Origin of the sequence: Nevskia soli DSM 19509 (assembly GCF_000711955.1) — a bacterium.
Lineage (GTDB): Bacteria > Pseudomonadota > Gammaproteobacteria > Nevskiales > Nevskiaceae > Nevskia > Nevskia soli.
Window position 1 is genome coordinate 13,788 of record NZ_JONR01000034.1, and the last position, 25,908, is coordinate 39,695.

The window sequence follows — 25,908 nt, forward strand, 5'->3', positions numbered from 1 at the left end:
CGCGAACGGGATGTAGCCATGCTGAACACCCGCCAGATCCGCGCCTGGTACCAGGTCCACAAATGGACCAGCCTGGTGTGCACCGCCTTCCTGCTGATGCTGTGCCTCACCGGCCTGCCGCTGATCTTCCACGACGAGATCGACGGCTGGCTCAACCCCGAGGCGCAGGCACTGGACCTGCCGGCCAGCGTGCCGGACGAGGATCTGGATGCCATCGTGGCGCAGGCGCGGCAGTACCGACGGGGCGAATACCTGCGCTTCCTCGACTGGGACGACGAGCGGCCTCACGTGCTGTCGCTGGCCTTCACCACGGACGCCGACAGCGATGATTTCAGCAGGGCGCACTTCATGGCGGTGGATGCGCGCACCGGGCAACTGCTCGGCGAGGACCGGCCGGCCGGCGGCTTCATCGCCTTCGTCTTCGAGCTGCACGTGCGCATGTTCGCCGGCCTGCCGGGCGAATTGTTCCTCGGCCTGATGGGCCTGCTCTTCGCCGTCGCCATCGTCTCCGGCGTGGTGGTGTACGGGCCATTCATGCGCAAGCAGGCATTCGGCGTCGTGCGCCGCGACAGGTCGCCGCGCCTGAAGTGGCTGGACCTGCACAATCTGCTGGGCATCGTCACCGTGGCCTGGGCCCTGGTGGTCGGCCTCACCGGCGTGATGAATACCCTGGCCACGCCGCTGTTCGGCCTGTGGGCGATGCGCACCCTGCCGCCGCTGGTGGCGCCTTACAGGGGCCAGGCGGCGCCGATGCAGGAACAGTTCGGCTCGCTCCAGAAAGCGGTCGAATCCGCCCGCGCCGCGCTGCCGGAGAACGAAGTCACCAGCATCACCTTCCCCACCGCCAACCTCGGCAGCCCCTGGCACTACCTGATCTGGACCAAGGGCCGCACGCCGCTGACATCCAAGCTGCTGACGCCGGTGCTGGTCGACGTGCTCAACGGCCGGCGGCAGACCGCCGCCGCGCCGAATTATATCCGCGCCCTGAAGCTGTCGCGCCCGTTGCACTTCGGCGACTACGGCGGCCTGCCGCTGAAACTGATCTGGGCGCTGCTCGATCTTGTCACCATCGCCGTGCTCGGCAGCGGCCTCTACCTGTGGCTGGCGCGGCGCCGCAGCGCGCCGCAGGATGTTACCGCCTGGGCGGATGTGGCCGTGGCGGAGAAAAGCGCATGAGCGCGCCGGGCGGTTTCAGGCGCGTGTGGAGCATGCCGCTGCTGCTGGCGACGCTGACCCTGTTCGGCCTGCTCGCCGCGCTGCTCGGTGAAGGCTGGTGGTGGCCGTTGTCGTGGATCGCGCTGGGCTCGCCCCTGCTGGTGGCGGGATGGTGCCTGATGCCGCAAGACCGGCAACGGTAGAGCACATCTTCGCTTTCAGCCGGCGTCCGGCGGATTGTCGCAGTCCCCGGCCGGGTCCGGCTGCCACACCAGTGTCATGACGGCGCGGCAATCTGCGCGGCGCGCTCCGAGGCATCGGCGCAGACCGTCAAATCACTGGATTGGGGATACCATGCTGAAGCTTGGCCACGGGCGCTTCGCGCCGTTCCTTCTCGCCGCCGCGCTGGGCGTCGCCGCCATCGTTGGCTGCAACAACAACGACAACAACGCCGCGCCCGCCACCGACCCGGTGACGACCTCCGCCGCCAAGGTCAGGCACGTCTTCATGATCGTGCTGGAAAACAAGAATTACAGCGACACCTTCGGCACCAGCACCCAGGATCCCTACCTGCAGAAGACCCTGGTGCCGATGGGCGCCCTGCTGAGCCAGTATTACGGCACCGGCCATGTCAGCCTCGACAACTACATCTCGATGATCAGCGGCCAGGCGGCGACGCCGGATACCGATAACGACTGCCTGCCGGGCTTCACCGGCGCCGTCGGCAACTACAACGACGTCGTCCAGACCGGCACCACCTCCGACGGCCAGATCATCGCCACCGGCGGCTGCATCTACCCCGCCAGCGTCAAGACCCTGCCGGACCAGCTCGTCGCCGCCGGCTTCACCTGGAAGGGCTACATGGGCGACATGGGCAATGACCCCGCGCGCGAGGCCGCCACCTGCGGCCATCCCACGCTCGGCACCGGCACCGACAACACCAACAGCGCCGAAGCGCCGAGCGCCGCCGTGCCGCTGGGGGATGCCTACGCCACCCGGCACAACCCGTTCATGTATTTCCATTCCATCATCGACTCGCCGAGCTGCGCCGCCAACGTGGTCAACCTCGACAAGCTCGATGCCGACCTGGCTTCCACCTCGACCACGGCGAACTACGTCTTCATCACGCCGAACCTGTGCGACGACGGCCACGACGGCAGCGGCACCGGCGCCAAGGGCACCACCTGCGCCAACGGCAGTCCCGGCGGCCTGACCTCGATCGATGCCTTCCTGCAGACCTGGGTGCCGAAGATCCTGGCCTCCCCGGCCTACAAGCAGGACGGCATGCTGGTCATTACCTTCGACGAGAGCAGCTACGTCCAGACCAGCAGCACCAACTCCAGCACCGGGCAGACCACCGTCAACATCACCTTCCCCGGCCAGCCTTGCTGCAACCAGCAGCCCGGCCCCAACCTCGCCGGCGTGCGGCCCGGCACTTTCACCCTGGTCAATTCGCCGACCCTGGTGGAGAATATCGTCATCAACGGCTACGGCGGCGACCAGGTCGGCGCGGTGCTGATCTCGCCCTTCATCAAGCCGGGCAGCAGTTCCAGCATCGCCTACAACCATTACTCCCTGCTGAAGAGCCTGGAAGACATCTTCAAGGTCGATGGCCACCTCGGCTATGCCGCGAACAATCCCGCCACCGGCTACCAGCTCGATACCATCGGCAACGATCGGAACATCTTCACCAGCCAATAAGTCTTCACGCTGCGCCGACCCGAACCCCTGACGGCTGCGCCGCCAGGGGTTCCGTCATTCCGGTGCCTCATTCCAGCATGCTTTTTCCAGATTCCAGAAGCCGCCTCCCGCTTCGCATACTGGCGGCCGGCACCTGCATCGCACTGCTCGCCGCCTGCCGCCAGGACGGCGCGGCCACTGCCGGTGCAGCGCCGGGCGCCGTTGCGCCGGCCGTCATCAGGGACATCCCGGAATCCGCCCTTGCCATTCTCGGCGGAAAAATTTTCTCCGATACTTCGCTGTCGGCTTCCGGGCGCCTGTCCTGCGCCAGCTGCCACAGCCCGGCACACGCCTATGGGCCGCCCAACGGACTGGCGGTGCAAAATGGCGGTGCCGGGATGAACCTCCAGGGCGCGCGCGCCGTGCCTTCGCTGCGCTACGTGCTGAACCGCACGCCGGTGTGGAGCAAGGCGTTCATTTCCAGCCAGGCCGAACGCATCCTCGAAGGCGAGGAGCCGCCGGTGGGCGGCTTCGGCTGGGACGGCCGCTTCGACACCCTGCACGAGCAGGCTGCGTTTCCCCTGCTCGCGGCCAACGAGATGGCCAACGCAGGTCCAGCGGATGTCGCGGCGAAGCTGCGGCGCGGCACCTATGCCGACGAATTCCGCCGGGTCTTCGGAGCGCGAGTCTTCGACGATCCCGCCCAGGCTTACGCCCAGGCGCTCAAGGCGATCGAACGTTTCGAGCTGGAAGACCCGAGCTTCCACCCCTACAACAGCAAATACGACGATTACCTCGACGGCAAGACGCAGCTGAGCGAGCAGGAGCAGCGCGGCCTGGCCCTGTTCGACGACCCGCGGCGCGGCAACTGCGCCTCCTGTCATCTCGACCGCAAGGGTGTGAACGGCGCGCATCCCCTGTTCACCGACTACCAGTTCGAAGCGCTCGGCGTGCCGCGCAATCCGGAGATCCGGGCCAACGCTGCGCACGGCTATTTCGACCTGGGCCTGTGCGGGCCCCTGCGTGCCGATCAGCGGGATCAGGCCAGGTATTGCGGCATGTTCAAGACGCCGACCCTGCGCAACGTGGCGACGCGCGGTGTCTTCTTCCACAACGGCCGTTTTCACACGCTGAAGGAGGCGCTGCGCTTCTACGTCCGGCGCGATACCGATCCACGCCTGTGGTATCCGCTGTCCGCTGCCGGCGTCGTCGACAAGTTCGACGACCTGCCCGCCGCGCTGCGCGGCAATGCCGATGTGGTCGATCAGCCGCTGACGCGCAGCGAAGGCGCGGCGCCGGCCTGGAGCGATGCGGAGATCGACGACGTCATCGCCTTCCTGCAAACCCTGAACGACCGCGATGCGGAAATGGCGGCAGCGCCATAGTAGTTCCGGTGGTCCCGCGACAGTGAGGTCTGCGGATTACGTCCAGGCTTGCATTGGTCACCCTTCGCTGCGGGATGACAAGAGGGAGAGGTGTCGTTTCAATTCGAATTCCTCACTCCTCATACCCCGTCCGCCTGGAATTCCACCACCGTGTGCGTGTTGTCGCAGAAGGGCTTGTTGTGCGACTGCCCGCAGCGGCAGAAGCGCACGGTGTTGAGACGGTCGACGGTGCGGCCGGTGCCGGCGCACAACTCCAGGTTGCCGGTCACCTCCAGCGGGCCGTTGCGCAGCGGCTCCACCCGCAGCGGACCGTTGCGCACCGTCAGCGGCGCCGACTCGCGCGTTTCCGGTTCGCCGCTGGCGGTGAATTTCGCCGGGCCATGCGAGCCGTCGCAGAAGGGCTTGTTGCGCGACTGGCCGCAGCGGCACAGCGTGGCGCGGAAGGGCGAGGCATCGCCCGGCGGATAGGCCGGCATGTCGATCTCGGCGTGGAAGGCCAGCGGGCCGTTCTCGCGCACGCGCGCCACATTCACCGCCGGCGCGGTTTCCGCCACGCCGTCCTTGCGGTCCCGCACCGATACCGCGCCGGACGGGCAGTTGAACGCAACCCGCGCCAGCCGCTCCGGCGTGGCGGCATCCGGATAGAGCCAGTCGCCGGGCTTGTTGGCGATGAACACTTCCGGCTCGTCCAGCACGCAGTGGCGCGAGTGGATGCAGCGCCTGGAGTCGAACACCAGCACCGCTTCGCGGCCTGTGACGATCTCGGCGGCCTTGAAGCCCGCGGCGGCAGCCGGCGTCGCGGGGCCGCGCGTGGCGCTCAAGGTGGCGAGCGGAATGGCGGGCGAGGGCGGCGCCGCGTCTTCCGTCTCGTCGCCGATCAGCGACGCATGCCGTTGCGACCAGAAGCGGGCGTAGCGGTGCATCTGCGCCACGTGCCGCGTCAGTTCCGGATTCGCTTGCGCCAGTTGCGCCAGCCGTTCGCCCAGCGCCTGGTAACGCTCGCCCAGCGCGAAGCTGTCGGTGGCGGGGGTGAGGAAGGTGAGTTCGGTGCGCGACACGGTGAAGGTCAGGCCGGCGTGCACGCCCGGGTGTTTCGGGTTGGCCGGCAGGCGCGTCAGCAGGCCGCCGATGTCGGCCACGGCATGCATCAGGCACAGGGTCTGCTCGCCGATGCCGCGGCGCAATTGCGCCTGCTCCGGCGAGGCGGCGACTTCGGCCAGCGCGGCCAGCACGTGCAGCATCAGCTCGTAGCAGACGTTGCCGGCATCGAGCAGCGAGATGGCCGGCTCATCGACGATCTGGATGCGTCCCGCCAGGATCGGGGAGCGCATCACCGGGTTGCGCGCCACCGGGCGGTGCGGCACGAACTCCGGCCGCGCCGCCTTCAGCGCCAGCCATTCCTGGCGGATCTGGCAGAAGCGCGAGAAATGCGAGCCCGCCTTGCTCTGCGGCGAACCCTCGCCCTGCTGCACGATGAAGTCCACTGCTCCCAGCGCTTCGTCCAGGGTGCGGATGGTGCGCAGGCCGGGCAGGCTGAAGTCCTGCGGCGCCAGCTGCGAATCGCGGCAGCCGACGAACACCGCCTTCTCGCCCAGCGTTTCCACCAGTACGCGCAGGCTCTGCGCGATGGAGACATACAGCTCGCCCACCGTGGCGTAGTCGTCGGCGAAGGGCATCAGCCGTCCGTCAGCGCCCTGGCGGCGATAGCTCAGCTTCTCGAAGTGGGTGGCGTCATGCTCGGCCGCGTCGCGCGGACGCTCCAGGTAGATGAAGTGATCCAGCGTGCCCTCGTCGAAGGGCGACAGCTCCACCACCACGTCCGCCGGAAACAGGCCGGGCGAGATGGGGAAGTTGAAGCGGCGCAGGTGCGGCCGGCCGCCGAGGGCAATGGACAGGTTGTTGGCCAGCGCCAGGTGCAGCATCTCGTCGGTGGCGATGCGCACCACTTCCAGCCGCCAGCGGCGCACCGCTTCCACTTCCGCCGCGGTCAGTCCCTCCGCTTCCGACTGCTTGATCGAGAACGCGGCATACAGATAGCAGCACATCAGGCAATGCTCGATCTCTGCGGCTTCGCTGAGCATCATCAGCAACTGGCTGCGGTGGCGGGCTGGGGTCATCTTGCGGCGTTCCCTGGCTGGTTGTGGTCCTGGACCCCTAGTCTCGCCCAGATGCCGCCATAAGGCGATGGCGGCGGGTTCCGACACCCCCGGCAAGGCCACCCGTAGCGGACGTAACCACGTCCACGTGTTCCGGATGAAAGGGGGGGCGGTCGGCTCAACCATGGGTTGTGCGATGATTCGCGCAAACAACTGCCCACTTTTCTCATGCCCGCGCCCTTCATTCCCCTCACCACCCGCCGCATCCCCACGCTGCTCGGCCACATCAACGTCCACCTCGGCGGCAGCGGTCCGGCCATGGTGTGCTGGCCCAGCCTGCTGATGACCGGGCCGATGTGGCGAGCGCAGGCCGACTATTTCGGCGGCAGTCACAGCATGATCCTGATCGACTCCCCGGGCCACGGCGGCAGCGATCCGTTGACGCGCTATTTCACCATGGAGGACTGCGCCCAATGCCTGGTGCAGATCCTCGACGCGCTGGAGATCAAGGACTGCGTGCTGGTCGGCAACTCCTGGGGCGGCATGATGGGCGGCGTGTTCGCCGCGCTGCATCCGGAGCGCCTGCGCGCCGCCGTGCTGATGAATTGCAGCGCCTCGGCGCCGGGTTTGCGGCAGAAGCTGGAATTCCTGCTGATGACCTTCGTCATGCGCCGCCTGCGCGCCATTCCGAAAATGTTCGTCGACCGCGCCGTCATCGCCTTCGCCGGTGAAACCACCGAGCGCACCAAGCCGCAGGTGGTGGACTACATCCGCGCCACCGTCAGCGCGGTCAACGCACAGTCGGTGTGCTGGGCCATCGACAGCGTGGTGCCGCGCCGCGTCGACCAGCGCGGCCTGATGGGCAAGATTCGCAAGCCGGTGCTGGTCATGACCGGCGCCGAGGACCGTACCTTCCCCGTGGCCGAAACCCGCGCCATGGCCGATGCCATACCCGGCAGCGTGTTCAAGGTCTTGCCCGGGGTCGGGCACCTGGCCGCGCTCGAAGCGCCGGAAGCGGTCAATCCCGCCATCGCCGACTTCCTCGCCGGCCTGCACGCATGAAAAAGCGGCGGCGGATCTTTCGAATCCGCCGCCGCCTCGCTTCAGCTTATCGGCTCAGCCCAAGGTTTCAGGCCGCGACCGCAGCCGACTTGTAGCGCGTCGCCGCATGCTTGCGCGACAGGTTGGGCTTCAGCGCCTCGCGCGCCTCGATCAGGCGTTGCCAGTCGGCGGCTTGCGGCAGGGCCGGGATGGTCACGCTCTCGCCTTGGTCGAAGCCGGCCAGCGCCGCGTCCACCATCTCGTCCACTTCCATGATGATCTCCGCCGGCAATTGATGCAGTTCCACGCCGGAGCCGTTCCAGATCTCGGTGCGGGTCGCGCCCGGCAGCACCGCCTGCACGCGCACGCCGGAACCGGCCAGTTCCTGTTCCAGCACCTGGCTGAAGTGCAGCAGGTAAGCCTTGGTGCCGCCGTAAACCGCGTTGCCCGGCTGCACCATCTGCGACATCACCGAGGCGATGTTGATGATGGCGCCGTGGCCCCGCGCGGCGAGGCCGGGGGCGACCGCATGCGCCAGGCGCGTCGGGGCGACGATGTTGAGCTGGATCTCGCCGCCGAGGCGGCCGATGTCGGCGCCGACCAGCGGACCGAGCGTGGCGGTGCCGGCATTGTTGACCAGCACGCTGACGCTGTGGTCCTCGCGCAGTACCTTCTCCACCTTGGCTATATCGCCGTCCACCGTCAGGTCGGCTTGCAGTGTGCGCACCTCGGCGCCGGTCTCGGCGCTCAGCTTCTTCGCCAGCTGTTCCAGTTTGGCCTGGTTGCGCGCCACCAGGATCAGGTCATAGCCGCGCCGCGCCAGGCGGTCCGCGTACACGGCGCCGATGCCGGTGGAAGCGCCCGTCACCAGGGCCGTGCCTTTCTTGTTCGTCTTGCTCATGTTCGTCACTCCGCCTGTGGATCCAGGAGGATGGGCCTGGATGTTGTTTGAAATCCTGGACACAGCGTACTCCCTTATCAAACAGGATGTCAAATGACATCTAGAAATAGTCTGTAATTGAACTGACAGGACAGGGGGTTGGTGATTCTGTATGATGAATACAATCCTGTTATGGAGGCATGCGCCATGGGCCATTCCCAAGCCGACAAGGCACAGACACACCAGCGCCTGGTCAGGACTGCCGCTGGCCAGTTCCGCGACCGCGGCATCGAAGGCATCAGCCTGGCCGAACTGATGAAGCTGCTGGGGCTGACCCACGGCGGCTTCTACAAGCACTTCAGCTCGCGCGACGAACTGGTCGGCGAAGCCATCGGATACGCCCTGGCCGAGGGCGACGCCGCCATGCACGGCTGGCTGTTCAAGGACGGCAAGGCGGACCTTCCCAATTTCATCCACACCTACCTCAGCGAGGCGCACCGCGACAGCCGCGCCAACGGCTGCACCGTCTCCGCGCTGTCCGCCGACGTGGCGCGCAAGGGCGAGGACCTGCAGGGCCTGTTCCGCGACCAGATCGAACGCAACATCGGCATGCTCGTCGCCGCCATGGAAGGGGTGCCGGCCGGCGAGCGCCGCGGCCAGGCCATGCTGCTGCTCAGCGCGCTCTACGGCGCCCTGATGCTGGCGCGCTCGACCGGCGATTCGCGGCTGTCGCAGGAGTTCCTGCGTACCGTCGGTGACAAGCTGGTGGCACTGGGCGGGGCCGCGCCGAAGAAAGTGCGGGGCGCAAGCAAGGCCGCCTGAGCCGCGCCGTTCCACGGTGCCGATATCTCCCGCGTGAAAAAGCCCGGCGGACTTGCGCCCGCCGGGCCGTTCATCGGTGCCGCGGGATCGGTACCGGGTGGAATGGCTCAGGCGCATTCCACCTGGCGGCGTTTCATCTGCCGAGATCGCCGAGGAAGCGGTTGGTGTATTGCAGCGCCGCGCTGCCGGACACCGAATTGCAGGTGGACGAAGCCGTGCTGCTGGCGCCGGGGCAGGGCGTGTCGCGATCCAGTGACCAGTAGTGCAGCCCGGCCATGCCCTGCGCCACGGCATAGTTGGTCAGGGTATCGACATCGCCCAGCGACACGATTTCGCTGGAGGTGTCGTTGATCCCGATCATCGGCGTCAGCTCGATCCTGCTGGCGGGGATGCCGTAGGTGTGCTCCAGGTTCAGCGCCGCCTGAATGGCGGACTGGCCCATATTGCAGGCGCCGCCGGAGACCACGCAGTTCGCCGCCGAAGTGCCGCCGTAATCCATCACCATCAGGTTGATGGTGTAGCGTGCCAGGTGCGCCGCCTGGATCGCTTTCACCACCGAATCGCCTAGGGTGTTGAGGCCGCCGAAGCTGCCGTCGGACGCCGCCAGCGTGGCCAGGGTGAAGGAGAAGCGCAGGCTCGGATATTGCGTTTCGGCATAGGCCACCTGGGCCACGAGGTTGCTGATGTCGGCCGCGGATTGCCCACCCTCGATGTCGAAGTCCACGCCCACCATCTGCGCCGTCAGGTAGGTGTTGATGAAGTTCACCATGCCGGCTTGCGTGCCGCAGGTGAAGACGCCGGCCTGGCCGCCGGTGGACACCACGTAGTTGAGTCCCGCGCTGGACAGGGCCGGGATGTTGGCGCTGGCGAAGCTGGCGCGCGCCAGTCCGCCCCAGTTTTCGCTGCCGCACTCGCCGGTGGCGAAGGCCAGCGTGATGGCGCCGAGATGCGGTTCCTGCGTCGACACCAGGCTGCCGCTGCCGACGATCGGAATCGCCGTGCCGGTCACCGCGGTGTGCATCACGTTGGTGTTCCAGTTCAGGTTGATGGTCACGTCCTTGTACGGGCTGAACAGCAGCCCGCTGCCGCCGCCGCCGGAGCTGCTCGAGCTGCTGCTCGAACCGCCGCCGCTGCTGGAACTGGAACTGGAACTGCTGCCGCCTCCGCTGCTGCTGGAGCTGCTGCTACTGCCGCCGCCGCTACAGGCACCCTGCGACGTCCAGGGCTGGCCGCTGCCGGCGCCGCCGTTGTTGCTGGTCGGGTTCTGCCCCTGGGTCCACCAGTTGGCGAGGTAGTTGGTAGTGCCGACGCTGGCGGTGTTGCCGCCGACATAGACCTGGGTGGCACTCCATGCCGCCGCACAGGCCGGCGCGGCATGCGCCGTTCCGAGCGGTACGACAGCGAGCAGGCAGGCGCACAGCATCGCGCCGGCAAGGCGCAGCAGCGCGAGGGTTGGGAAAAACAGCGGAACCGGGTTTGGCCGACGGGCCGGGTGATTCGCAGACATTGTTGGATCCCTCCAAGGATTGAGTCATCGCGCGGCACAAGCCATGGCGACTGCCCCGCTCGCGACGCGACCGGGGCGGACACCGCAACCGGCGCCGCTACCAACTCCCACTTCCTTGCAGGATGCCGCTGTAGTTATGCGGCGGAGTATCGGAGCCGGATGACAACGTTGTCAAACAGGGTGTGCAATTTTACTGGCCAGACCTTTGTACGGCCTTGCCACAATGGAGGCCACGCGCGGCAGACGGGCATCAAGCTCCCGCGCAAAATCAACAGGCTGCGGCACGTTCTTCAAACAAGGCATCAGGTAAAGCGCCGCTGGATGAGCCGGCTCGCACTGTGGGTCCGCATGGCCCCTCTGCGCAAGCCATGGCGTACCGCGTCCGCGCACCACCCGGTACTGCCGCCAGGCAAAGGGATGACAACGGAAGATTTTGCCCGCTGCGGCCGCTGCCTAGCTGGTCATCCTCAGGTAAAACCAGCCGGCCGCATGCCCGAGGTTGGCGTACCGCAGGATGGCTTTCGCTTCGGCGAGGCCCTGGCCGGCGGCGCGCCTGATCCACACCAGCCCGGCCTCCGGGTCGGCCGGCTGATCGATGTCCACGCAGCCCAGGTAGAGTGTCTTGCCGACGGCCAGCTGCGCCGAGGCGTCGTCGAGCTCGGCGGCCTTCAGCAGCACGGCCCAGGCTTCCTTCATGCGCTTTTCCAGGACGTACATATTGCCCATCTGCGTCATGATCCAGGCTTCTTTCACCGGTATGGTTTCAAGTTGGGCCAGGCCGAGATCCGCTTCCTTGCCATGTCCTTCGTGCCAGGCGGCGTAGGTGAAGGCGTAGAGATCCGCGGCCGACAGCGGCTCGCCGGTGATCTTGGACAGTTCAAGCGCAGCGCTCCAGTGGTCGTAGGCCGCGGCCATCTTGCCGTCCCGCGAAGCCTCCGTCGCCATCGCGGTCTCGATCATCGCCTCCAGCCTGGCCAGTTGCGCCGGGGGCAGGTGTTGTCGCCGGCACTCCTCCAGGAAGCCGCGCATGCGCGGGTAGCTGCCGTACCACTTCGGCAGCAGGCTGGTCATGTAGCGTGCGCGCAGCAGGGTGTTGCCCGGATCGATGTCGTTGCCCAGGTCCAGCCAGTGCCGCAACTCATCCTTTTGGTTGTTCATCATGGCGGCATTGAGCAGGTACAGCGTGCTCATGTAGGGCTTGCGGGTCATCGTCAGCGAAGCCCTCAGGTCGGTTTGCGCCAGGGCGACATAGCGCCGCATCGTGTCGATCTGTTTCAGCGGCGTGTTGCTGGCGTAGTCGTGGCCGCGGCTGGCCCAGGCCATGCGGTAGTAGTAGGCGCCGCGCGCCGTACGCGCGGCATAGGACTTGGGAAATGCGATGACCCAGCCGTCGAAATACTGCGAGTTGGCTTCCTGCTCCTCGTACAGGTCGACGTAGCCCTGGTACAGCGCCTGCTCCGGCGCGCGGCCGGTCTCGTAATCGTGCTGCAAGGCGCCGTAATGTGCGTCGAGTACCCGGTACTGCGCGGACTTGAGCCAGGTCAGCGCCTGCGTATCGGCATTCGGCGGCCCGGCCAGATCGGCCTGTGCCGACAGGCAAAACAGCCACCCCCCGAGTACCAGCAAGGTGCGGAGGCGCAGCAGGCTACGCGGGGTGCTGGACATGAGTCGGCTCGGTCAGGGTCGTTGGGCGTGCGCCGATCGTTCCCCGGCGCCCGACCCAGCTTTCACTGAAAAGACCAGCCGGTATCATTTATCCGGAATGGCGGTGTCCCTGATGCGACGAACGGCGTCGCCAGGCGGCATCCCCGCTGCTGCCCTGGCCGCCGCTATCCGCCCCGCTGCTCCATGCGGGTGAGCGGCTTCATTTGCCGGCCTTGCCCTGCCAGATTTCCATCAGCTCGGGCGAGCCCTGGGCGCGCACGCCGTTGTCGGTGAGGATGTCGTCGGTGGAAGCGGCGATCTCGGCGCGGGGGAAGACCAGGGCCTCGCCGCTGCGGTTGTCGAACTCGAAGGTGACGAACTCGTCCTTGAGGTCGCGCAGCAGCGCGACGAGGTGGCGCAGGTTGCGCACCGGCACGCCGTTGACCGAGCGGATCACCGTGCCCGCGGGATTGTCGTAACCGCGGGTCAGCTTGTGCGGGAAGAAGGGCGAGGAGATCACCACCAGTTCGTCGCGGCTGGCGTCCGGCGCGTCGCCGATCTGCGTCACCAGCGGGCTGCGGATGTAGCTGAAGCCGGTGACCAACTCCTTGCTGCCGAGGAAGGACAGGAACTGGTAGCTGGCCTTGGAGAATACCAGCGGCCCGTAGATGAAATACGGCGGATAATTGCCGCGCAGATCCGAGATCAGCATCGGCTTGTCCGCCGATACCGGCACCTGCACCTGCAGGGGCTTGCCGGCGCGGACGATGTTCAGCGGCACCTTGCCGTTCTTCACTGTCTTCTGCACCAGGTACTGGAAGCCCACCCGCAGGTCCGGGCCCAGCGCCACCTTGCCCTGGTCGTCGACCACGCTGTCGCCGATCCGCGTGATCACGTCCCATTCCTTCAGCGGGTACTCGGCATCGCCGCGGAACGGCTGGTGCACCACGATGCCGGTGACCGACTTGTCGATCTTGAGCGCGGCGCGCAGCGCCGGGTTCTCCAGCGTCTGCAGGTAATCGTAGAGCGCCGGCTTGCCGTCATAGTGGCCGTCGGCGATGTCCTGCAGGAACAGCTCGATCTCCTCGTTGGGGATGATGTAGCCGATGTTCTGCGCGTCGCCCAGCTTGCTGAAGGCGAGGCCGATCATCTTGTCCCCGGCCACGGCCGGGCCGCCGCTGTTGCCGGGGTTGATGGCCGCGTCGATCTGGATGCGCAGGCCGCTGACCGGCTGGTTGTAGGGCACGAACTCGATGCGCGAGACGATGCCCTTGGTGATCGACAGCGAGCTGCCGCCGGTGGGAAAGCCGTAGGCCAGCACCGCATCCTTGATCGCCGGCAGGGCGCTGGCGCGCGCCAGCGGCGCATGCGTATCGAAGAACGCGGCGTCGTCCAGCTTCAGCACCGCCAGGTCGATGCCGGGTGCGATCGCCTCCACCGTGGCGCCGATGCGGTCGCCGCCCTGGTTGGCCTGGATCTGCACCTGGCTGGCGTACAGCACCACGTGGGCATTGGTCAGGATGCGATGGCCGTCGATGACCACGCCGGAGCCGCTGATCTCGCTCGGCGACTGCTTGGCCCAGGGGCGAAACGGGTCGGGGTAGCGCACCGTGGTGAAGACCTTCACCACCGAGCGTTCCACTCCGGCCGGAATCGCCTCGGTACTGGTGGTGGTGGCGGACAGCGGCGCCGGGGCGGCGGCGCTGTTGGCGCCCGGCAGCGCGCCCCCCGGGCTGTCGGCGGCGGCAGCCGTGGAGGTTCGGACCAGGGCCAGCATGCACAGGCTGAAGCACAGCGCGGAGCGCAGCTTGAAGAAAGTGGACATTGGAGAGGGGGTGGCGGTTTCGATCAGAATAGCAAATCGGCGGCCCGCCTCAGGATCCGCCGCATCCTGCCGATCCCCTGCTCCACAAAAGCATACCGGCGCAGCGGCTTGGCCGCGCCGGCATCAGTCAATGCGATTCGACTCAGTCGTGCCCGTGACCGTGGTCATGATCGTCGTCGTGACCATGCCCGTTGCCGTGTCCATGGTCGTGGCCGCCGCCATGGTCGTCATGATCTCCATGATTGCCGTGGTCGTGCTGGTAACGAGGCACGTATTCGCGGTTATACCAGTCGTCGCGCACGAAGTAGACCGGGCGGCCGCAGGCATTGTACTGGGCGCAATGCTTGTCCCAGTGCTTCTCGTGGCCGGGCGGCACATGTAGGTAGACGGGGCCGCTGTCGTAGTCCGGCCCGCGTTGCACCACCACCGGCTGCGCATAGACCAGCTGTGGTTGCGGGAAATCGCCGATGTTGATCTGGCCATAGAAGCCGGGCTGGCCGATATTGACGGAAACGCCTACCTGGGCGAACGCCGGGGCGGCGCAGGCGGCAAGCGCCGCGGCAAACAGGATTTTCTTCATGAGCTGATACTCCCAGAGTAAAAAGACGGGCCAACTTGCCCCTGTGTTGGCGCAGCCCGCCGCGTGCCGACGCGGCAGGGCCATGGCGATACCTTGCCTGAGCGCGTCGAACGCGGCAGCAACGCCGAATCTGCGGCTAGAGAATATAGCGCCGCGTCTGAATGCTCCCTGAACGTGTGCCTGACCGTCCGCCGCAATCTGGCGTGGCGCCGGCGGCTGATACAAACTGTGGAGCACTTGCGTTTCGCCCCAGCCTTGCACCACAGGATTCAAACATGAGCGATTCACCCCTGACCATCGAGCGCCGCGGCCACCTCCTGCTGCTCGGCTTCAACCGGCCGGCCAAGCGCAACGCCTTCGGCATCGACACCTACCTGCAACTGGCGCAGGCCTACGGCGAGCTGGACCGCGACCCGGAGTTGCGCTGCGGCGTGGTGTTCGGCCACGGCGAGCACTTCACCGCCGGCCTGGACCTCACCCAGTGGGCGCCGCAACTCGCCCAGGGCAAGCTGGCCGACCTGCCGGAAGGCTCGATCGAACCCTTCGGCCTCGACGAATCGCACCGCCTGCGCAAGCCCTTAGTGGTCGCCGCCGAGGGCGTCTCCTTCACCGTGGCGGTGGAGCTGATGCTGGCGGCGGACATCCGCGTCGCCTCCACCAGCGCCCGCTTCGCCCAGCTCGAGGTGAAGCGCGGCTTCTACGCCTGCGGCGGCGCCACCGTGCGCCTGGTGCAGGAAATCGGCTGGGGCAATGCGCAGCGCTACCTGCTCAGCGGCGACGAGTTCAGCGGCAGCGATGCCTACCGCATGGGCCTGGTGCAGGAACTGGTCGAGCCCGGCCAGGCCCTGGCGCGCGCGGTGGAGATCGCCGAACGGGTCGCCGCCGCCGCGCCATTGGGCGTGCAGGCCTCGCTGCGCTCCTCGCGCATCGCCCGCGTTGAGGGTGACCGCGCCGCCCTGGAACGCCTCTATCCGGACCTGCAGCCGGTGATGCACAGCGAGGACGCGCGCGAAGCCGTCGCCGCCTTCGCCGAGCGTCGTCAGGCCAGTTTCAAGGGGCGTTGAAGCGGCGTGCCGTCAGTGCCCGGTGGCCCTTGCGGGAATGCGCTTGTTCCCTGAACCGCGCCAACCCCCGTTCGCTCCGGGAAGCGGGTGTATCGAGGGAGCGAGCGTGGCCCCATCTCCAATCGCAACCTGGCCGGCCTGCCTCGGTTGAACATACTGCAAGCTCCGCGGGGCGACGCTCCGGATCATCGGCCAGGAGTTGCAGCTTGGGCAAGGCGGTCCGGTGTAAAGATGGGCTGCCGCCGGCAGCCCACCCATGCAACATACTGCTGCGCTCAGGACCCGGTGGGCGTACCGAACTTGTAGATCGCCTTGATGGCGATGTCGCTTTCGGTGCCCTTGAGGTCGGCCGCATCGCCGTTCGGGTAGATGTGGTTGCTGGAGCCATCCGCACGCACTTCGCCGAGCAGGTCGAAGTTGGCGGCCGGGCTGTAGTCCAGCGTCACGGTGAACTCGTTGTCGTTCTCCGAGTACCCGTCCGTCCGGAACTTGATGTACTCGCCGCGCAACGAGCCCTTCAGCTTCGGCAGGAAGGTGTAGTTGACGTAACCGGCCACACCATAGGTCTCGTTGCCCGCGGGGCCGCCGCCGTCGAGGCCGTAGACCTTCTTGTAGTCCAGGTTCAGCGCCAGCTGCAGCGGGTCCAGCACCTGCCAGGAGGCGGTCAGGTCGGTCAGGCTGGTCTTCTGCGTCGGATCGCCGCCATCGAAGCCGTAGTACTCGTACAGGCCCAGGCTGATGGCCTTGGACGGGGTCAGCAGGCCGCCCGCTTCCAGGGTTTTCTGCTTGTTGTCGTCGCTGGCCAGGCCAGTGAGGGCCGAGTTGCTCAGGCCCAGGTAGGCGGTGATCAGGTCGCTGAACTTGTACGAAGCGCGCGCGCCGGTGTGGACCAGCGGCTCGGCGTTCTGGAACAGCAGGGAACGCGAGATGTTGGTATTGAGCGTGCTGTTGATCACCTCATAGCCGGAGAGGGTGACGAAGCGGCCGGCGATGACGGTGAGATTGCCGGTGGCGTACTGGGCATAGGCCTGGGCCAGGGCGAACTCGTCGTCGCTCGACGCGGTGCCCAGGTACGAGGCATTGATGACCTTGGCGTCGCTGCCGGCGATGAGGTTGACGAAGCCGCCGAAGCCGTCCGCCGGCTGGTAGCCGATGCTCAATGCCGCCTGGTTGAAGGTGAAGGAATCCGACTTGACGTCGAAGGTACGGCCGGCGGCGGAGCCGCCGCCCAGGGTCGAGCCCTTGTTGAAACCTTCCGTATAAGAGGAATCGAGATAGCCCGATGCCGAGATGCCGGAATTCACCAGCACCTCACTGAGCGACGGTCCCGCCGCGCTCACCACGGACGGCAGGCACAGTGCGCCCGCCGAGGCCAACAGCCCCGCAATTTTCCTGTTCATGACACTCCTTGCTATGTAATTTCGCTGAGCGATGCAGCGAAGATGAGAACCGCCTGCAATCAACCTGGGCCGCTTTGCTGGCGGCCCGGTCAAACTTTGTTGTCGATCCGCGGCAGCGGATGGGCCGCTGCCGCGTGCCTCAGCGCCCGCCCTTGATCCAGTGCATGCACCAGCGGCTGAGCAGCAGCGAGAACAGGCCGACCACGATGAAGCGCATCAGCACCGCGCTGCCGTTCAGCGGCAGGGTTCCGGCCTGCATTTCAGCATGCAGCCTGAAACACAGCACCACGAAAGGGGTGGCGTAGACCGCGGCAATCAGCAGCACCTTCGCCGGCGACCAGCGGAAACCGCGCGGCATGGGCCGCTCGGGGAGAACGGTGACGACGCGCACCTCAGTGTCCGGCTGCGGTGGCCGCCGGTGCGGCCGGAGTCGTCGGTGCGGCGGCCGGTTCAGCGGCCGCGGCCGGCGCGGCTTTCAACGGCGCCGCCGCATCCAGCGCCAGGTTCAACTCGAGCACGTTGACCACCGGTTCGCCGAGGAAGCCGAGCATGCGGCTCTCGGTGTGCTGCGCCACCAGTTCGCGCACCGCGTCTTCGCCCAGGCCGCGCGCTTTGGCCACGCGCGGCACCTGGAAGTCGGCGGCGGCGGGGGAGACGTGCGGGTCGAGACCGCTGGCGGACGTGGTGACCAGGTCCACCGGCACCGGCACGCCGGGGTTCTCGGCCTGCAGCTTGGCCGTGTCGTCCTTGACGCGATCGATCAGCGACTTCGCCGTCGGACCGGCGTTGGTGCCCATCGAGTTGGCGGCGTTGTAGGGCGCGGGCACCGTCTTGGTGGCATCGTTCGGATCGGTGTCGGTGGTGGCCGAGGGACGGCCGTGGAAGTACTGCGGCGCGGTGAAGTTCTGGCCGATCAGGCTGGAGCCGATGACGGCCCCGTCCTTCTGGATCAGGCTGCCGCCGGCCTGGCGCGGAAACAGCTTCTGCGCGATGCCGGTGATGGCGAGCGGGTAGGCCAGGCCGGTGAGCGCGGTGAACAGCACGAACAGGACGATGGCCGGGCGGAAATGGTTGAGCATGTGAATCTCCTAAAAGCAGTGGCCAGTGACTAGTGATTGGTGGCCAGTAGAAGCAAATAGATGAGGTGCCGTGTTTTTGAAGCTGGACTGGCCACTAGTCACTAACCACTGGCCACTATCTTTTCTCACGCCAGGCCCACGGCGCTGACGAACAGGTCGATGGCCTTGATGCCGATGAAGGGTACGATGACGCCGCCGACGCCGTAGACCAGCAGGTTGCGGGTCAGCAGCGGGCCGGCGCCGATGGGGCGGTACTTGACGCCGCGCAGGGCCAGCGGGATCAGCGCGATGATGATCAGCGCGTTGAAGATGATGGCCGAGAGGATGGCGCTCTGCGGCGTCGCCAGGTGCATGATGTTGAGCTTGTTCAGCGGCGGGTAGATTGCCGCGAACATCGCCGGGATGATGGCGAAGTACTTGGCCACGTCGTTGGAGATGGAGAAGGTGGTGAGCGCGCCGCGCGTCATCAGCAGCTGCTTGCCGATGCCCACGATCTCGATCAGCTTGGTCGGGTCGGAATCGAGGTCGACCATGTTGCCGGCCTCGCGCGCCGCCACCGTGCCGGTCTGCATCGCCACTCCGACGTCGGCCTGGGCCAGCGCCGGGGCGTCGTTGGTGCCGTCGCCGCACATCGCCACCAGCTTGCCTTCCGACTGCTCCTTGCGGATCAGCGCCAGCTTGTCCTCCGGCTTGGCCTGCGCCAGGAAGTCGTCCACGCCGGCCTCGGCGGCGATGGCCGCCGCGGTAAGAGGGTTGTCGCCGGTGACCATCACCGTGCGGATGCCCATGCGGCGCAGCTCGGCGAAACGCTCGCGGATGCCGCCCTTGACGATGTCCTTGAGGTAGATGAGGCCGAGGACGCGGCCATCCTTGGCCACCGCCAGCGGCGTGCCGCCGGCGCGGGAGATCTTGTCCGCCTCCTCTTTCAACTCTTTCAGGGTGGCACGTTGCGCGATGCTGTTGAACTGCGCGCCGTGGGCGATTTCACCGCCGCTGGTCTGCACGTAGTCGACGATCGCATCCACCGCGCCCTTGCGGATGGCGTGGCCGTCGAGGTCGACGCCGGACATGCGGGTCTGCGCCGAGAAGGTGATGAAGCGCGCATGCAGCCCGGCCAGCTCGCGGCCTCGCATGCCGTACTTCTCCTTGGCCAGCACCACCACCGAGCGGCCTTCCGGCGTCTCGTCGGAGAGGCTGGCGAGCTGGGCCGCATCGGCCAGTTCCTTGTCGTCCACGCCCTGCAGCGTGATGAACTCGGCGGCCTGGCGGTTGCCCAGGGTGATGGTGCCGGTCTTGTCCAGCAGCAGGGTGTCGACGTCGCCCGCCGCTTCCACCGCGCGGCCGGACATGGCCAGCACGTTGAAGCGCACCAGGCGATTCATGCCGGCGATGCCGATGGCCGAGAGCAGGGCGCCGATGGTGGTCGGGATCAGGGTCACGAACAGCGCCACCAGCATGATCACCGGCACGCTGCCGCCGGCATAGGTGGCGAAGCTGGGAATGGTGGCCACGGCGAAGACGAAGATCAGCGACATGCCGGCCAGCAGGATGTTCAGCGCGATCTCGTTCGGCGTCTTCTGGCGCGAGGCGCCTTCCACCAGGGCGATCATGCGGTCGATGAAGCTGGAGCCGGCCGCGGCGGTGATGCGCACCACCACCTGGTCGGACAGCACGCGGGTGCCGCCGGTGACCGCCGAGCGGTCGCCGCCGGACTCGCGGATCACCGGCGCGGATTCACCGGTGATGGCCGATTCGTCCACCGTCGCCACGCCCAGAACCACTTCGCCGTCGCTGGGGATGATGTCGCCGGTTTCGACCAGCACCAGGTCGCCCGGCTTGAGCTGCGGCGCCGGCACTTGCGTGTACTCCTTGCCCTCGGCCGATTTCAGGCGCTTGGCCACGGTTTCGGTCTTGGTCTTGCGCAAGGAAGCCGCCTGCGCCTTGCCGCGCCCTTCGGCGATGGCCTCGGCGAAGTTGGCGAACAGCACCGTGAACCACAGCCAGACGATGACCTGGGCCGAGAACAGCAGGCGCTCGCCGCCGCTGAACAGGCTGCGAGCGAACAAGACCGTCGCCAGCAGCGAGACCAGGGCGGTGATGAAGATCACCGGGTTATGCGCCAGCGAGCGTGGATCGAGCTTGCGGAAGGAATCCTTGATCGCCGGGCCGACAAGGGCGCGGTCGAAAAGAGGAGGAGCGGATTTTTGTGTGTTCATGGAGACAAAGTCCCGATTTTGCTTGTTTGAAAAGTCCGGCCCATGGATGGGCCGGTTCTTGAACAGGACGTTCAGTCGCTCGTCAGTACAGGTTTCCGGCGAGCATCGAGTAGTGCTCGACGATCGGACCCAGGGCCAGCGCCGGGAAGTAGGTGAGGCCGCCGACGATCAGCACCACACCGACCAGCAGGGCGATGAACAGGCCGCCGTTGGTGGGGAAGGTGCCGGCCGAAGGCGGCGTGTACTTCTTCGCCGCCAGTGAACCAGCCACCGCCAGCATCGGCACGATCAGCGCGAAGCGGCCGATCATCATGGCCAGCGCCAGGGTGATGTTGTAGAACTTGGTGTTGGCGCTGAGGCCGCCGAAGGCGCTGCCGTTGTTGCCGGTGGCCGAGGTATAGGCGTAGAGGATCTCGGAGAAGCCGTGCGGACCGTTGTTGCCCAGCCCGGCCAGGCCCTGCGGCATTACCGAGGCCAGGGCGGTGAAGCCGAGGATCGACAGCGGCAGGCAGAGGATGGCGAGCATCGTCATCTTCACTTCCTTGGCTTCGATCTTCTTGCCCAGGTACTCGGGCGTGCGCCCCACCATCAGGCCGGCGATGAACACCGCGATGATGGCGTAGAGCAGCATGCCGTAAAGACCTGCGCCGACGCCGCCGAAGATCACCTCGCCCAGCTGGATGTTGATCAGCGGGATCATGCCGCCCAGCGGGGTGTAGCTGTCGTGCCAGCTGTTCACTGCGCCGCAGGAGGCGTCGGTGGTGATGGTGGCGAACAGGGTGCTGCGGGCGATGCCGAAGCGCGCTTCCTTGCCTTCCATGTTGCCGCCGGCCTGCAGGCTGCTGGCCTGCTGATCGACGCCCAGGGCGGCGAACTGCGGATTGCCCTGGCTCTCGGCCCAGTAGCAGGCGGTGACGCCGGCGAAGAACAGCACTGCCATTGCCGAATAGATCGCCCAGCCCTGGAGCTGGCTCTTGACCATGCGGCCGAAGACGTTGGTCAGCGCGGCGGGGATCAGGAAGATCAGGGTGATCTGCACGAAGTCGGTCAGCGAGTTCGGGTTCTCGAACGGGTGCGCCGCGTTGGCGTTGAAGAAGCCGCCGCCGTTGGTGCCCAGCATCTTGATGGCAATCTGCGAGGCCACCGGGCCCTGCGCGATGGTCTGCTTGGCGCCTTCCAGCGTGTTCACGTCGGTGTAGGCCGACAGGTTCTGCGGCATGCCCTGCCACACCAGGAACAGCGCGGCGACGATGGCGATCGGCAGCAGCACGTACAGGGTGCAGCGCGTCAGGTCGACCCAGAAGTTGCCCACCGTCTTCGACGAGCGGCGCGCGAAGCCGCGCACCAGGGCCATGGCCAGCGCGATGCCGGTGGCGGCGGAGACGAAGTTGTGCACCGTCAGGCCGAGCATCTGCGTCAGGTAGCTCATGGTGGTCTCGCCACCATAGGACTGCCAGTTGGTGTTGGTGACGAAGGAGATCGCCGTGTTGAAGGCGAGGTCGGAAGTCAGGCCGGACATGCCTTGCGGATTCAGCGGCAGCAGGTTCTGGTACAGCTGCAGCAGGTACAGCGTGACGAAGCACACCAGGTTGAACACCAGCATGGCCAGCGCGTAGCCGGTCCAGTACTGCTCGCTTTTGGCGTCGACGCCGGCGAGCTTGTAGAAGCCGCGCTCCACCGGGCCGAGCACGCGGCTGATCCAGGTGGGTTGCCCGTCGAACACACGATACATGAAGCCGCCCAGCGGGCGCGTCAGCACCGTGAGCAGCACGAAATAGATGAGGATCTGTACCCAGCCGTTGATAGTCATGGTGATTCCATAGTGAACATCCTGTTCAACTACCGGCCATCCATGGCCGGACTGTTCAATTCAAGATTTCTCTTTTCGGGTCGCCCGCGTTATCGGCGGGTGCGGCCGATCAGAACTTTTCCGGCCTGATCAGGGCGTAGATGAGGTAGCCCAGCATGAAGACGACCGCGAGGCCGCCGAGTACGTAGTCGAAAGTCATGGTGTGTCCTTCGTGGGTGCGGGCGTCGTGTTCAAACGCGATCGCAGAAAATCACGTAGCCGGCCAGGGCGCCGAACAGGGCGACACCGAGCACGAGCAGGAGAATGGTGGTCATGGATGCAGGCGCGATAAACCGGCAACCGCCGGCGAGCGCATTAGGCGCCTCCAGGCCGTAGGAATTCGAGAGGCGGGGTGGGGGCGCGATATAAAGAAAGCATAAAAACGCTGAAAAAAAGCCGTAAGGAAGGGAAATCAGCCCCGTCAGCCACCCCAAAACAGGGGTCAGGATCAGCGATCCAGCTTCCGCCGTGTATCCAGCCGATTCATCCCTACATTGATTGAATGCCCGCCGCCGGCCCATTCAGCCGGCAGCAAGTTTGTCCTTGTTATAAGGAATGGCATCGGCCGCAGGAGGCCTGTATGAACGCCCAGTCAGATCGGATCACGCAGTCCAGCCCCGGGCCCGCTTCGCGGCCACGGCTGGTTTTGCTTGCCGTTCTGGCTGTGATCCCCGCCCTCGGCGCGGTGAGCGGCGCGGCCCAGGCCCAGGCGCAGGGCACCGACCAGCCGATCGTCGCCAGCCTCAACCCGCCGCCGGCCGGCCTGGCCTGTGACGCCGCTGCCGCTGCCACCAGCGTCTATTTCCAGTTCGCCAACCCGCCATTCCAGATCTCGCAGATCAGCCTGTATCTCGACGGCAAGGGTGTGCCGCAGGATGCGGTCGACGAGCATTGGCCGACCGTAACCCTGACCAAGGGCCTGCACCCGGGCAGCAATACCGTCGACATCGTCGCCAACGGCGCCTCCGGCCAGCACATCGAGCGCCGCATGCTGGTGCAGGTGGGCGGCGTGGCGGACGGCGCCGCCGCCGGTACCGCCCAGGTAGCCTGCGACGACAATGCGGTGGCGCAACAGATCCCGGGCGTCTATCCCGGTGAAGTGGCGGCGGTCGATCCGGACCAGCCTATCGTCGACGACAGCGAACCGCCGCCGGTGGTGGTGCAGGACGCGCCCCCGGTGATCTACGAGACCCAGCCGCAGGTGGTCTATGAGTACCCGCCGCCGGTCTACGTTTATACCCCGTACCCGGTGGTGGCCTTCGGCCCCTGGGTGCCCTTCGTGCCGTTCTTCGGCTTCGGGTTCTTCTATCACAATTACCATCCCTACTTTTCGCCGCCGCGCGTGGTGGTGAACAACTACTACTACGGCCACGGCGGCTGGAATGGCGGCGGTTGGCACGGCGGCCCGGGCCCCGGCAACGGCTGGCACGGCGGCAATGGTGGAAACAACGGCGGCTGGCATGGCAATCCGGGCGGCAACAATGGCGGTGACTGGCATGGCGGCGGCAATAACGGCGGCCACTACCCAGGCAGCCCGCAGGCCCCCAACAACGGCGGCGCCTGGCACGGCGCGCCGCAGCCGGTGCGTCCGCCGATGAACGCCGGCAACAACGGCGGCTGGCACGGCCAGGCCCCTGGTGTTCCCCAGAACCACGGCGGTTGGCAGGGTGGCGGCCAGCACTTCGCGCCGCGGCCGGCGCAGCCCCAGTCCCGGCCGGCCTATAACAGCGCGCCGGTACAACGCTTCCAGCCGGCGCAGCAGTTCCGCCAGGCGCCGCAGCAGAATTTCCGCCCGTCCGCGCCGGCCTTCCATGGCGGCGGCAATCCGGGCGGCGGCGGACATGGCGGCGGCCACGGCGGCCCTGGCCATCGCTGATGACCGCGCTTCAATGAGCGACTAGCCAAAAACACGGCAAGCGGGCGATCGCGACGAAATCGCTCCGGTAATCCCGGAGCCGGCCGAAACCGGGGATTGCCCGCTTGTCCGCCCGCGTCATTCCATGCACGCTGCGCAACCCGACAATATCCAGGGCAACCATTGAGTACCTCAAGCCTGCGGACCGCGCGCGGTTTCGCCTGTCTGGGCCTGGCCCTGCTCGCCGGCTGCGGCGGCCCGGTCAAGCCCGAGCCGGAAACGCTCAGCCCGGAACAGGCCCGCGCCCTGATCGACCGCTTGCTGCCGGCGCGGATCCCCGACCGCAACGGCTGGGTCACCGACATCCACGCCGCCTTCACGGCCATCGACATCACGACGACGGCGGAGCACGTTTGCGCCGTGGCCGCGGTGGCGGAGCAGGAATCGGGCTTCGAGAGCAATCCGGCGATCCCCGGGTTACCGGCCATCGCCATGAAGGAAATCGACCAGCGCGCGGAGCACGCCGGCATTCCCGCGCTGGTGGTGCACGCCGCCCTGCACCTGCCTTCGCCTAGCGGCCGCAGCTACAGCGAGCGCATCGAGGCCGCACGTACCGAGCGGGATCTGAGCGACATCTTCGAAGACCTCGTCGGGGTGGTGCCTCTGGGACGGATGTTCCTGGCCGACCGCAACCCCATCCGCACCGCCGGCCCGATGCAGGTCAGCGTGAGTTATGCGGAGGCATACGCCGATACCCATGCCTATCCCTACCCGGTGGGGCGCAGCCTGCGCCGCGAGGTCTTCACGCGGCGCGGCAGCGTGTACTTCGGCGTGGCGCACCTGCTGGACTATGCGGCGGCCTACGACCAGCCGCTGTACCGCTTCGCCGACTACAACGCCGGGCAATACGCCAGCCGCAATGCCGCGTTCCAGCACGCGCTGAGCCTGGCCTCGGGTATCCCGCTGGCGGACGATGGCGAGCTGGTGCGGCTCGGCGGCGGCGATCCGCCGACCAGCACCGAACTGGCCGCGCGGGTGCTGCGCCAGCGCATCGACCTGAGTGAAGCGGACATCCACGACGATCTGCAACACAGCCGTCGCGCGGATTTCGAGCAGACCGAACTCTATGAAAAGGTCTACGCCCTGGCCGAGCGATCGCAAGCGCATCCGTTGCCTCGCGCCCAGGTGCCGCGGATCGAACTGAAAAGTCCGAAGATCACCCGTCATCTCACGACCGCCTGGTACGCCAGCCGGGTCGACGGGCGTTTCCAGGGTTGCATGCAGCGCGCAAGGGCGAATGGCGCGATGCCCTAGCCTTGCTGGATGAGGCGTCTATCGGCGCCTCATCCAGCTTGCAGCCACCACATTCAGCGCGTGCCGCTGGCGAAGCCCGCATCCGCCATCTGCCGGTTCTCGGCCTGGTTGCGGGCCATGCGGATGTCACCGGTCGCCTCGCCGTCGGCGAGCAGATTCGGCGCGCTGATGGAGACCATCGCCGCCGGCCCCAGCTTCTGCTGCGACAGCGGAGGGGTGGCGCCGCCGTCCGATCCGGACGAAGGGCCGGTCAGGTAGATCCTGGCCGGAAAGCCGGGTTCGAACGGGCTGGCGCCGGAGTCGGAACCATCGGCCCTGGCGGTGTAGGCCATCGTGATCAGGGTGGCGGCTACGGCGGCTTTGGCAAATTTGATGTGCATGTTCATTTGATACTCCTATCGGCCTCATAGGCCGGCTGAATGGTGGAAAAGCACCTTGCTGTCTGTGTTGCTGTGTTGCTGTGTTGCTGTGTTGCGTATGCCCTTACCAGACGAATGGGTTGGTGATTTATTCCAT

The 25,908-nt window shown here is 66.7% G+C and carries 23 protein-coding genes; 9 read left to right on the plus strand and 14 right to left on the minus strand.

What is annotated here, in order from left to right:
• Positions 1-18: 18 nt before the first annotated feature.
• The 4 genes from BP26_RS0117010 (at position 19) to BP26_RS0117025 (ending at position 4,220) form a co-directional block, all read left to right on the plus strand.
• Positions 19-1,176 (plus strand): PepSY-associated TM helix domain-containing protein, encoded by a 1,158-nt coding sequence (locus BP26_RS0117010; RefSeq protein ID WP_029921768.1) that lies wholly within the window; start codon positions 19-21, stop codon positions 1,174-1,176.
• Positions 1,173-1,358 carry a hypothetical protein gene (locus tag BP26_RS0117015; RefSeq protein ID WP_029921769.1) on the plus strand — a complete coding sequence of 62 codons (186 nt, stop codon included), beginning with the start codon at positions 1,173-1,175 and terminating at the stop codon, positions 1,356-1,358. The genes BP26_RS0117010 and BP26_RS0117015 overlap by 4 nt, the downstream gene beginning before the upstream one ends.
• Positions 1,359-1,509: 151 nt before the next feature.
• Positions 1,510-2,856 carry an alkaline phosphatase family protein gene (locus BP26_RS0117020; protein WP_036517224.1) on the plus strand — a complete coding sequence of 449 codons (1,347 nt, stop codon included), beginning with the start codon at positions 1,510-1,512 and terminating at the stop codon, positions 2,854-2,856.
• A 77-nt stretch (positions 2,857-2,933) separates the two neighbouring features.
• Positions 2,934-4,220: a cytochrome-c peroxidase gene (locus BP26_RS0117025; RefSeq protein ID WP_084183176.1), complete on the plus strand. Its 1,287-nt coding sequence runs from the start codon at positions 2,934-2,936 to the stop codon at positions 4,218-4,220.
• Between the two features lie 119 nt (positions 4,221-4,339).
• Here BP26_RS0117025 and BP26_RS28725 read toward each other — a convergent pair whose 3' ends face one another.
• Positions 4,340-6,337, minus strand: coding sequence for a ferritin-like domain-containing protein (locus tag BP26_RS28725; RefSeq protein ID WP_169740735.1), 1,998 nt, complete (start codon positions 6,335-6,337; stop codon positions 4,340-4,342).
• Between the two features lie 207 nt (positions 6,338-6,544).
• On the opposite strand from BP26_RS28725, the gene BP26_RS0117035 reads away from it, so the two are divergent.
• The gene (locus BP26_RS0117035; RefSeq protein ID WP_029921773.1) at positions 6,545-7,378 is read left to right on the plus strand and encodes an alpha/beta fold hydrolase; all 834 of its coding nucleotides are present in this window, start codon (positions 6,545-6,547) and stop codon (positions 7,376-7,378) included.
• 67 nt (positions 7,379-7,445) lie between these two features.
• Here BP26_RS0117035 and BP26_RS0117040 read toward each other — a convergent pair whose 3' ends face one another.
• The gene (locus tag BP26_RS0117040; protein WP_029921774.1) at positions 7,446-8,258 is read right to left on the minus strand and encodes an SDR family NAD(P)-dependent oxidoreductase; all 813 of its coding nucleotides are present in this window, start codon (positions 8,256-8,258) and stop codon (positions 7,446-7,448) included.
• Positions 8,259-8,444: 186 nt separating this feature from the next.
• Here BP26_RS0117040 and BP26_RS0117045 point away from each other — a divergent pair, with 186 nt between their 5' ends.
• Positions 8,445-9,059: a TetR/AcrR family transcriptional regulator gene (locus BP26_RS0117045; protein ID WP_029921775.1), complete on the plus strand. Its 615-nt coding sequence runs from the start codon at positions 8,445-8,447 to the stop codon at positions 9,057-9,059.
• Positions 9,060-9,192: 133 nt separating this feature from the next.
• Here BP26_RS0117045 and BP26_RS0117050 read toward each other — a convergent pair whose 3' ends face one another.
• The 4 genes from BP26_RS0117050 to BP26_RS0117070 form a co-directional block, all read right to left on the minus strand.
• Positions 9,193-10,566 (minus strand): carbohydrate-binding protein, encoded by a 1,374-nt coding sequence (locus tag BP26_RS0117050; protein WP_029921776.1) that lies wholly within the window; start codon positions 10,564-10,566, stop codon positions 9,193-9,195.
• A 453-nt stretch (positions 10,567-11,019) separates the two neighbouring features.
• A complete protein-coding gene (locus BP26_RS0117055) occupies positions 11,020-12,231 on the minus strand; it encodes an SEL1-like repeat protein (RefSeq protein WP_029921777.1) in 1,212 nt (403 codons plus the stop codon).
• Between the two features lie 199 nt (positions 12,232-12,430).
• Positions 12,431-14,035, minus strand: coding sequence for a S1C family serine protease (locus BP26_RS0117060; RefSeq protein WP_051749091.1), 1,605 nt, complete (start codon positions 14,033-14,035; stop codon positions 12,431-12,433).
• A 142-nt stretch (positions 14,036-14,177) separates the two neighbouring features.
• Entirely contained in the window at positions 14,178-14,615 is a 438-nt protein-coding gene (locus tag BP26_RS0117070; protein WP_029921779.1) for a hypothetical protein, read from the minus strand.
• A 275-nt stretch (positions 14,616-14,890) separates the two neighbouring features.
• Between BP26_RS0117070 and BP26_RS0117075 the strand changes: the two genes are divergently transcribed.
• A complete protein-coding gene (locus BP26_RS0117075) occupies positions 14,891-15,679 on the plus strand; it encodes a crotonase/enoyl-CoA hydratase family protein (RefSeq protein WP_029921780.1) in 789 nt (262 codons plus the stop codon).
• Between the two features lie 275 nt (positions 15,680-15,954).
• Here the strand turns inward: BP26_RS0117075 and BP26_RS0117080 are convergent, their stop codons facing one another.
• The 7 genes from BP26_RS0117080 to BP26_RS29600 all read right to left on the minus strand — a co-directional run bounded on the left by BP26_RS0117080 (position 15,955) and on the right by BP26_RS29600 (position 22,744).
• Positions 15,955-17,079: an outer membrane beta-barrel protein gene (locus BP26_RS0117080; RefSeq protein WP_084183179.1), complete on the minus strand. Its 1,125-nt coding sequence runs from the start codon at positions 17,077-17,079 to the stop codon at positions 15,955-15,957.
• Between the two features lie 139 nt (positions 17,080-17,218).
• Positions 17,219-17,437: a hypothetical protein gene (locus tag BP26_RS0117085; RefSeq protein WP_029921782.1), complete on the minus strand. Its 219-nt coding sequence runs from the start codon at positions 17,435-17,437 to the stop codon at positions 17,219-17,221.
• A gap of 34 nt (positions 17,438-17,471) precedes the next feature.
• Positions 17,472-18,158, minus strand: a complete 687-nt coding sequence (locus BP26_RS0117090) for a K(+)-transporting ATPase subunit C (protein ID WP_084183180.1) — start codon at positions 18,156-18,158, stop codon at positions 17,472-17,474.
• A gap of 125 nt (positions 18,159-18,283) precedes the next feature.
• The gene (gene kdpB, locus BP26_RS0117095) at positions 18,284-20,374 is read right to left on the minus strand and encodes a potassium-transporting ATPase subunit KdpB (protein ID WP_029921784.1); all 2,091 of its coding nucleotides are present in this window, start codon (positions 20,372-20,374) and stop codon (positions 18,284-18,286) included.
• Between the two features lie 82 nt (positions 20,375-20,456).
• Entirely contained in the window at positions 20,457-22,184 is a 1,728-nt protein-coding gene (gene kdpA / locus BP26_RS0117100; RefSeq protein WP_029921785.1) for a potassium-transporting ATPase subunit KdpA, read from the minus strand.
• Positions 22,185-22,293: 109 nt separating this feature from the next.
• Positions 22,294-22,383, minus strand: a complete 90-nt coding sequence (gene kdpF / locus BP26_RS28730) for a K(+)-transporting ATPase subunit F (RefSeq protein ID WP_084183181.1) — start codon at positions 22,381-22,383, stop codon at positions 22,294-22,296.
• A gap of 31 nt (positions 22,384-22,414) precedes the next feature.
• Positions 22,415-22,744, minus strand: coding sequence for a hypothetical protein (locus tag BP26_RS29600; RefSeq protein WP_157572583.1), 330 nt, complete (start codon positions 22,742-22,744; stop codon positions 22,415-22,417).
• A 59-nt stretch (positions 22,745-22,803) separates the two neighbouring features.
• Between BP26_RS29600 and BP26_RS30370 the strand changes: the two genes are divergently transcribed.
• Together BP26_RS30370 and BP26_RS0117125 are read left to right on the plus strand one after the other, a co-directional pair.
• Positions 22,804-24,099 (plus strand): hypothetical protein, encoded by a 1,296-nt coding sequence (locus BP26_RS30370; protein ID WP_211254954.1) that lies wholly within the window; start codon positions 22,804-22,806, stop codon positions 24,097-24,099.
• A gap of 162 nt (positions 24,100-24,261) precedes the next feature.
• Complete coding sequence (locus tag BP26_RS0117125; RefSeq protein ID WP_245611832.1) at positions 24,262-25,392, plus strand: DUF1615 domain-containing protein; 1,131 nt, start codon at positions 24,262-24,264, stop codon at positions 25,390-25,392.
• A gap of 53 nt (positions 25,393-25,445) precedes the next feature.
• On the opposite strand, the gene BP26_RS0117130 is transcribed toward BP26_RS0117125, so the two are convergent.
• On the minus strand, positions 25,446-25,778 hold the full coding sequence (locus BP26_RS0117130) for a hypothetical protein (RefSeq protein ID WP_029921788.1): 333 nt from the start codon (positions 25,776-25,778) through the stop codon (positions 25,446-25,448).
• Positions 25,779-25,908 lie beyond the last annotated feature (130 nt).

Excerpts from the sequence above, each read along its gene's own strand:
- BP26_RS0117010 (WP_029921768.1), top strand. The coding sequence starts at position 19 with ATGCTGAACACCCGCCAGATCCGCGCCTGGTACCAGGTCCACAAATGG.
- BP26_RS0117015 (WP_029921769.1), top strand. The coding sequence starts at position 1,173 with ATGAGCGCGCCGGGCGGTTTCAGGCGCGTGTGGAGCATGCCGCTGCTG.
- BP26_RS0117020 (WP_036517224.1), top strand. The coding sequence starts at position 1,510 with ATGCTGAAGCTTGGCCACGGGCGCTTCGCGCCGTTCCTTCTCGCCGCC.
- BP26_RS0117025 (WP_084183176.1), top strand. The coding sequence starts at position 2,934 with ATGCTTTTTCCAGATTCCAGAAGCCGCCTCCCGCTTCGCATACTGGCG.
- BP26_RS28725 (WP_169740735.1), bottom strand. The coding sequence starts at position 6,337 with ATGACCCCAGCCCGCCACCGCAGCCAGTTGCTGATGATGCTCAGCGAA.
- BP26_RS0117035 (WP_029921773.1), top strand. The coding sequence starts at position 6,545 with ATGCCCGCGCCCTTCATTCCCCTCACCACCCGCCGCATCCCCACGCTG.
- BP26_RS0117040 (WP_029921774.1), bottom strand. The coding sequence starts at position 8,258 with ATGAGCAAGACGAACAAGAAAGGCACGGCCCTGGTGACGGGCGCTTCC.
- BP26_RS0117045 (WP_029921775.1), top strand. The coding sequence starts at position 8,445 with ATGGGCCATTCCCAAGCCGACAAGGCACAGACACACCAGCGCCTGGTC.
- BP26_RS0117050 (WP_029921776.1), bottom strand. The coding sequence starts at position 10,566 with ATGTCTGCGAATCACCCGGCCCGTCGGCCAAACCCGGTTCCGCTGTTT.
- BP26_RS0117055 (WP_029921777.1), bottom strand. The coding sequence starts at position 12,231 with ATGTCCAGCACCCCGCGTAGCCTGCTGCGCCTCCGCACCTTGCTGGTA.
- BP26_RS0117060 (WP_051749091.1), bottom strand. The coding sequence starts at position 14,035 with ATGTCCACTTTCTTCAAGCTGCGCTCCGCGCTGTGCTTCAGCCTGTGC.
- BP26_RS0117070 (WP_029921779.1), bottom strand. The coding sequence starts at position 14,615 with ATGAAGAAAATCCTGTTTGCCGCGGCGCTTGCCGCCTGCGCCGCCCCG.
- BP26_RS0117075 (WP_029921780.1), top strand. The coding sequence starts at position 14,891 with ATGAGCGATTCACCCCTGACCATCGAGCGCCGCGGCCACCTCCTGCTG.
- BP26_RS0117080 (WP_084183179.1), bottom strand. The coding sequence starts at position 17,079 with ATGAACAGGAAAATTGCGGGGCTGTTGGCCTCGGCGGGCGCACTGTGC.
- BP26_RS0117085 (WP_029921782.1), bottom strand. The coding sequence starts at position 17,437 with ATGCCGCGCGGTTTCCGCTGGTCGCCGGCGAAGGTGCTGCTGATTGCC.
- BP26_RS0117090 (WP_084183180.1), bottom strand. The coding sequence starts at position 18,158 with ATGCTCAACCATTTCCGCCCGGCCATCGTCCTGTTCGTGCTGTTCACC.
- kdpB (WP_029921784.1), bottom strand. The coding sequence starts at position 20,374 with ATGAACACACAAAAATCCGCTCCTCCTCTTTTCGACCGCGCCCTTGTC.
- kdpA (WP_029921785.1), bottom strand. The coding sequence starts at position 22,184 with ATGACTATCAACGGCTGGGTACAGATCCTCATCTATTTCGTGCTGCTC.
- kdpF (WP_084183181.1), bottom strand. The coding sequence starts at position 22,383 with ATGACTTTCGACTACGTACTCGGCGGCCTCGCGGTCGTCTTCATGCTG.
- BP26_RS29600 (WP_157572583.1), bottom strand. The coding sequence starts at position 22,744 with ATGGGCCGGCGGCGGGCATTCAATCAATGTAGGGATGAATCGGCTGGA.
- BP26_RS30370 (WP_211254954.1), top strand. The coding sequence starts at position 22,804 with ATGAACGCCCAGTCAGATCGGATCACGCAGTCCAGCCCCGGGCCCGCT.
- BP26_RS0117130 (WP_029921788.1), bottom strand. The coding sequence starts at position 25,778 with ATGAACATGCACATCAAATTTGCCAAAGCCGCCGTAGCCGCCACCCTG.